This window comes from Shewanella sp. K8, from assembly GCF_028823715.1.
In the GTDB taxonomy this organism is placed as follows: domain Bacteria; phylum Pseudomonadota; class Gammaproteobacteria; order Enterobacterales; family Shewanellaceae; genus Shewanella; species Shewanella algae.
In genome coordinates this window covers 1-7,057 of the sequence record NZ_JAPEHY010000065.1, presented here as the reverse complement: position 1 = coordinate 7,057, position 7,057 = coordinate 1, and the positions used below count along the sequence as shown (strand labels likewise).

The 7,057-nt window shown below is 40.4% G+C and carries 5 protein-coding genes; all 5 read left to right on the top strand.

Annotated elements, in window-relative coordinates; translation table 11 throughout:
- Positions 1–689 (top strand): DUF4268 domain-containing protein (locus ON072_RS20645; RefSeq protein WP_274626169.1); only part of this gene is annotated, 689 nt, incomplete at its 5' end.
- Positions 689–1,723 (top strand): Fic family protein, encoded by a 1,035-nt coding sequence (locus tag ON072_RS20640; RefSeq protein WP_248446561.1) that lies wholly within the window; start codon positions 689–691, stop codon positions 1,721–1,723. The genes ON072_RS20645 and ON072_RS20640, both read left to right, overlap by 1 nt.
- Positions 1,724–1,820: 97 nt before the next feature.
- Complete coding sequence (locus ON072_RS20635; RefSeq protein ID WP_248446559.1) at positions 1,821–4,583, top strand: NERD domain-containing protein/DEAD/DEAH box helicase; 2,763 nt, start codon at positions 1,821–1,823, stop codon at positions 4,581–4,583.
- Positions 4,576–5,976, top strand: a complete 1,401-nt coding sequence (locus tag ON072_RS20630) for a tetratricopeptide repeat protein (RefSeq protein WP_248446557.1) — start codon at positions 4,576–4,578, stop codon at positions 5,974–5,976. Before ON072_RS20635 ends, ON072_RS20630 begins: the two co-directional genes overlap by 8 nt.
- A 24-nt stretch (positions 5,977–6,000) precedes the next feature.
- Positions 6,001–7,057 (top strand): type I restriction endonuclease (locus ON072_RS20625; protein WP_274626168.1); only part of this gene is annotated, 1,057 nt, incomplete at its 3' end.

The window sequence follows — 7,057 nt, the reverse complement described above, 5'->3', positions numbered from 1 at the left end:
TAGTTGCGGGAAACTTTCGCAAAGAAGTGACCAGCACCGCGCTGTGGTTATTGGGTCAAGGTATTAGCATTGCCTGCTTCAAAATCACGCCTTATTCACTGGGTGAACAGCTACTGATTAATATTGACCAGATCATCCCAACACCAGAAGCGAAAGAATTGATGATCGGCATTAATGCCAAGGAAGCGGAAGAAAAAACCACCGAAGTGGTCCTTAAAAACCGCCATACGGTGCGTCGCGAGTACTGGGAGCGAGCCTTAGAGGCGTTTCAGAAAAGTCCTTGCCAACTCTATAACAACATTAGCCCAAGCAAAGATCATTGGTTATCAGCAGGCTCAGGGCTAAGTGGATGTCCGTATAACCTGATATTTCTGCAAAAAGAGCTTCGAGTGGAGCTTTGGATCTGCCGTGGGATTACCGAAGAGAATAAATACCTTTTTGATTTGTTGAGTCAGTCCAAACAAGACATTGAGCATACTTTTGGTGCAGAACTTGAGTGGATGAGGCTGGATGAGAAGAAGTCTTGCCGTATCCAGTTTTCGACCAAAGCTGATGGGTTTAATAAAGAGACTTGGCCCCAAGCGGTTGCGTGGCACTTAGAGCAGATGACAAAGTTAGAAAAAGCCTTAAAAGGACCGCTGCAAAAAGCGGCTGAGGCAATGAAAAACAAACCGATTGAGGTGTACTAATGCCCTACAATCCACCATTTAGTATTACACCAACCATACTTAAGCAAGTTGCTGAGATTAGTGAAAGCATTGGTCGCTTGAGTGTGCGTATTGAACAGACACAGGCGCTTAGGCTTCGACGTGCCAATCGGATCCGCACCGTGCAAGGCTCTTTGGCAATTGAGGGGAATACCCTAAGCGAAGCGCAAATTACCGCCATTTTAGATGGTAAACGCGTTATTGCACCGCCCAAAGAGGTGCTTGAAGTACAAAATGCCCTTAAAGCGTATGAGTTTCTAGCAAAATGGCAATATAGCAGTGAGCAAGATTTATTGCATGCCCATCAAGTTCTTATGGCAGGGTTATTGACAGGTGCGGGGCAATATCGACAAGGTGGTGTAGGTGTCATGTCGGGCGATACCGTTGTGCACATGGCGCCGGGCGCGGATCAAGTGCCACGGTTAATGAAAGACTTATTTGGTTGGCTTAAACAAACAGACTTACCCGCACTTATTAGCAGTTGTGTCTTTCATTATGAATTTGAGTTTATTCACCCTTTTGCGGATGGCAATGGCCGCATGGGGCGGCTGTGGCAAACGCTGATACTCAGCCAGTGGCAACCTGCCTTTATGGATATCCCTGTAGAAAGCTTAATTTATCAACATCAGGCTGAGTATTACCAAGCTATTCGAGCCAGCACGGCTAAAACAGACTGCGCCCCATTTATTGAGTTTATGCTCGGCATTATTGCCAAAACCCTGCATGAAGTTCAAAACACCACAGACAGTGAGCAGGCGGGCGAAATCGAAAAAATGAGGGTAAAAACGCAGGTAAAAACGCGGGTAGAAATGCAGGTAAAAACCCCAGAACAGATTTTAATCTTGTTGGCTAAGCAGCCAACGTTAACCTTAGCTGAGATTGCTGTGCATTTAGGCAAATCAGCAAGCACTATTGAACGTGCTGTAGCTAAGTTGAAACAACAAAACAAATTAACTTTCCTTGGCCCAAAAAAGGGAGGCCATTGGCAAGTATTAACGAGTGAATTGAAGGATTAATATGGTTAGCAAAACCAACGAGCAAGCATTAGAGATGGGCTTTAAACATTTAAGCTGCAATTTGCAAATCGGTTGGGATGCATAGGGAGACTAATAGATGGGTTTTAAAGCTTTCAGAGGGAGTTCGTTTAATCATAGTCACGAGAACCAAGCGTTTAATGCTTTATACGATATGTTGCAGGCTGAATGGGATGAACGTGATGACCAATTATATTTATTTGGTAATTTTTTTGTCGCTGGTAAAGAGTTTGATGCGTTAATTGTTAAGAATAATGCGATCATTGTTATCGATTTTAAAAATTTTGGCGGTGAGCTGACATTTTCTGAAAATGGCCCTTGGTACTGTGACAATGTTGTTGTTAAAGGCGGTAACAGTCGGAATCCATTCTTGCAGCTTCGCAGTAATAAGTTTGCTTTACTCGATTATATAAAAAGCGGGCATATTGAAATTCAATCTAAACCAAACCTTGGTCATATAGCTGGTTTAGTGATGTTTCATCAACCAATAGAAATTGATGATACTCAGATACCGCAACAAATTAAAAGTTGGTTTCATATCTGTGATTTCAGCAAAGCTATTCGAACAATTGATGGTATAGCAAGCGCAGAGATTGATATGTCTTTGCATGAGCTTAATACGATTGCTGATGCTTTTGCTGCGCCTGAATACTTCCCAGATGGTAAGCCCGTTACCAGAACGATATCTGTTGATCCAGAAAGCTCGTTCGAAACTGAATTTACGCCTATAGGGTTGCAAAAAACAGTCTTAGAACAGGCAGAACGATGGTTAACATCAGATATATGTGCCTTGATTTTGAAAGGCATGTCTAGTACGGGTAAGCGAACCTTAGCTAGAGAAATTATCAAACGAATAGAAAATAAAAATAAGAGTCTGTTGCTCTTGGCTCCAAATGCACGTATTGCAAAAAAGTATACCGAGATGGGATTTGGGGAGTTTAACTCAATATATCAAGTACTCTACAGCAGTAAGAGTGATGGCGTAGTAAAAAAATCTAATGGCGTTGAGCTAGCTAGGCACCCTGTGACTCTTACCAGTGAACAAGTTAAAGACAAAATTTTGGTTGTTGTTGAGTCACATTTAATCAGCAATAGTTACTATGACATGGATAACGCGGTTTTTGGGTCAGGCCATATGGTAAATGATCTATTAACTGCGTTTGAGAGTAATCCGCCCAAATTACTTTTGGTTGGCGACCCATATCAGCTATCTCGCGGTGACTTAGACCAATGTTTATTATCTGGGCAGGCGATTCGTGACAAAGATTTAGTGATTGAAGAAGTATTGTTAGAACAACAGATAGAATCAGATCCTAAAGAGTTACACGATTTTCAGTTTGAAATAGCACAACAGATGCAACACAAACAGTTTAATAAACTGCCTAATGCAGACAGTGGAGTCGTATCACAGATAGAAAATAGTCCAATAATTGCTACTGATATAACATCAGGCCGTTATCACGGTGTTTATTTAACAGCATTGAATGATATGGCTCATAAAATTAATTTTGCCGCTAAGCAAAAAGTTCTTAAACAAGCCAACCCCTATGTGCTAAATGCTGGAGATCTTATTGATTTCCACACAAGTTCACCAGTGATTAGCCCTAAAGATCTATCGGTTGGCATAGAGTCTAGCAATGACTGGGTGTATTCAGGAGAAATAGCTACCGTTACTGCGGTTGATGCCAAGATTGATACCATTGAGTTGCAGCTAAAAGGCCGCGATATGCCGACAGTTGTGCGTATAGGTTATTTGAATTGCCGCGTGCCAAGTTTAGGTGATGTGAAGGTTTCTTATATTATTGATTATTTAAATGCGGACAAGCCGGAATTAAGTACGGATCAAATGTTAGTGCTAAGCATTAAAGCAAGAGAGCAAGCTGTCGAAGCTTTTAAAGGGCTTAAAGGTAAATTAGATAGCATCAATGACAAGAAATCTGATGAATATCTATCAGAGAACAAAAAGTATTCTGAATTAATACAAAATCATATCGCTCATAGTCCTTTATTAAATGCGGCTAGACTTCGATATGCATACGCCATGACGGTACATAGAGCACAAGGAAGGCAATGGAATTTAGTTTACTTAGATGCAAGTAGAGGCCCTAGTGGTGACTCTATCACCAATGACGGATTTTTTAGGTTTTTATATACAGCAAGTATGTCTGCTGAAAATGGTTTGAGGTTACTTAAATACCCTAAATTAACTCCACTATATCAGACTCAATTCATTCCAAACAACAATTGTAAAATCGGAATGTTCCCTGTAAGTAAAGGCTTTAATTATAAAATTCCTGAACAAACAGAATTAGAAAAGTTCAATTATCCCGTTGGAATGAATACTGATGTAGTTGAACTTAAAGCAATTTGTTTTACCGTATCAGATTGTTTGAGTAACTCTTCGTGGCGAATAAGTGAATTAAAGCAGCATAGCTATCAAGAGCTTTATACTTTTGAGCACAGTACAGGTAAGAAAGTTCGTGTTCGATTTACTTATGATAAGAGTATTAAAGTCAAAACATTAGCTTTTCCTGATGAGCAAAAAGAGCCGAGTTTAAGCGAAGAATTAAAAACACTTTTAGCAAGCGAAATAACTTTTGATGAAAGCAGGTTGAATACGGCTCTACAATCACTTCGAAATTTTGTGGAAGAATTAGGTTTCGAAGTAGTTGATGCGAAGCGCTCAAGTGACTGGGAGATGCAAGTTCTTTGCGCGAAGGATAATCAGGCTATTCAGTTAAAAACTTGGGTCTTAAAAACTGGATTATTATCGAAAATAATGCCTGAAAAAGCGACATCAGAAGATGTTGTATCGCTTTTTAAGGAGGCTTTAAATGAGTAGTGAAGTATTTGCTCAAATTCGTGAATTAAAGCAGCAAGGTAACTTTGTTGGTGCATGGAATTGTGGTTACGCGGTTTTTCAAAATGAACCACAGAATACATTTTTAAGAACCTCATTATTTTGGGTTTGTTATGCAGCAATAAAAGTGATTCAAGAACCCATATTATCTAGACAAAATAAAGCCCCCAATGCAAATGAGCAAGATGTAGTTAATTCGTGGATCAATTGTATTGGACAACTCAATTTAACCGTTCCGTGTGAAGAGCTAGACTTCAGATTTTTTAATCTGTTTAAGGGCTGTGGAGAGCACTACCAGTCTTATATTCAGATGTTAACTTATTACGGTTCTAACCTTTATCAACCCGCCGATTTAAAGCCATATAAAACAGAAAATGGAGAATACCCAAGTTTACTAGTTAGGTTATCAAGGCAAACAAGTAAAGCGTGGTTACAACATCATAACCAATGGGATTTGAATCTAGATGGTATATTAAATTTACTTAATTATGCGCTGAACAATGCCCTTGATAGAAACAAAACTTGGCTTCAATTTGATATTTCTAAATGCTTGGTTAGTGCTGGTAGATATGATGAGGCAAGAGAAGCCGCTTTATCTGTTCTGCGACAAAAAATGTCAGAATCTTGGGCTTGGGGAGCTTTAGCAGATACTTATGTTAACCAAGATTTCAAGGCCGCAATATCTTGCTATAGCAAGGGGATTTTGGAAGCCCACGAACCTCCTTTTTGTATTCCAATGTATTACGGGTTAGCTCAGTTATTTGCCAATAGTCAAGAGTTTGATTTGGCATCAGCAGCGTTAAGTAAATTAATAGAAATATACAACGCTAATGGTTGGCATATAAAACCAGAGCATGAAGAGCTTATTCAGCAAGGGTGGTTTGATGCCTCAGCTATTGAGTGGGTTAACTTTGATGAAGTCATCAAAACCAGAGCAAATGATGCCCTTCAATATGCAACTAAGAAGTTAGAAATGGCGGTAGGTATTGTTGATTCTCATCACCGTTCAGGTAAGGGCTTTAGTATATATCTTGATTTGGATAAAAAACTCAGTGCAAGAAAAGGTGTGTTTTTTGGTAAAGGATTACCAGAGGTAGGAACGTGGCTAGAGTTAAAAATTGCTAATGACGGACAGCAGTTAGACGTAATGGAAGCACGCAAGGTTGAACCAAAACAAAGTGAGAGAGTGAAATTAATTGAAGGCACTCTAAAGCTGAATCCCAAGGGCTTTGGCTTTGTTGATGATGCTTTCGTTGCTCCTTATTTATTGAACGGTTTTAACGATCAAGAGTATGTCAAAGCAACAAAAATTTGGGACAAAGATCCCAAGAAAGGAACCCATAGTTGGCGTGTAATAAAAATAGTTAAAAGCTAGTCAACGCATTAAGGATAATAAGAAATGGTTAGTCAAACAAATGAGCAAGCGTTAGAAGCAGCAATCGAAAAACACTTAACCGGCAGCTGTTTAGAAGAATTGAAAACAGGGGTGCAAGAAGCCGTACCTGATTTTCATAACAAGCTTTACCAAATTGGTGTTGCAGCAGATTTTAATATGCAATATGCCATTGATGAGCGTTTTTTCTGGCAATTTCTGCAAAAAACACAAGAAGTAGAGTTGGCCAAACTGCAAAAGAACAACCCCTCAGATTGGCAGCGTAAGTTACTCGAACGATTTGACCGATTGATTAAGAAGCATGGCATTCTGCATTTACTTAAGAAGGGGCTAAGCGTAGACGATGCACACTTCAATTTGCTCTATCCAGCCCCTCTGGCAAGCAGCAGTGAGAAGGTAAAGCAAAACTTTGCAGACAACGTGTTTAGTTGTACTCGCCAAGTGCGCTATTCCATGGAAAATCCCCTACAAGAAATCGACATGGTATTGTTTATCAACGGAATACCATTGATAACGCTGGAGTTGAAGAACGCATGGACCGGGCAAACAGCACGTTATCACGGCCAAAAGCAGTATCGAGATGATCGAGATGCAACGCAAGCCTTGCTGACCTTTGGCCGCTGCCTAGTGCATATGGCGGTCGATACCGACGAAGTGTATATGACCACCAAGTTATCAGGTGGCAGTACCTTCTTCTTGCCGTTCAATAAAGGTCACAATCTTGGACAAGGCAATCCGCCGAATCCATCTGGCCATAAAACGGCATACCTATGGCAAGAAGTATTCACCAAAGAAAGCTTGGCGAATATTATTCAGCATTTTGTGCGTCTGGATGGGTCAAGCAAAGATCCATTACCAAAGCGAACCCTGTTCTTTCCTCGATACCACCAATTGGATGTGGTGAGAAAATTAGTAGACCATGCTGCCCAGCACGGTGTCGGTCAGACTTATTTAATTCAACACTCGGCCGGTTCAGGTAAGTCTAATTCGATTACCTGGGCTGCTTATCAGTTAATTGAAACCTATCCTGCATCGTCTGATGTGGCAGGCGGAAAAAGCTTGG

Excerpts from the sequence above, each read along its gene's own strand:
- ON072_RS20635 (WP_248446559.1), top strand. The coding sequence starts at position 1,821 with ATGGGTTTTAAAGCTTTCAGAGGGAGTTCGTTTAATCATAGTCACGAG.
- ON072_RS20640 (WP_248446561.1), top strand. The coding sequence starts at position 689 with ATGCCCTACAATCCACCATTTAGTATTACACCAACCATACTTAAGCAA.
- ON072_RS20630 (WP_248446557.1), top strand. The coding sequence starts at position 4,576 with ATGAGTAGTGAAGTATTTGCTCAAATTCGTGAATTAAAGCAGCAAGGT.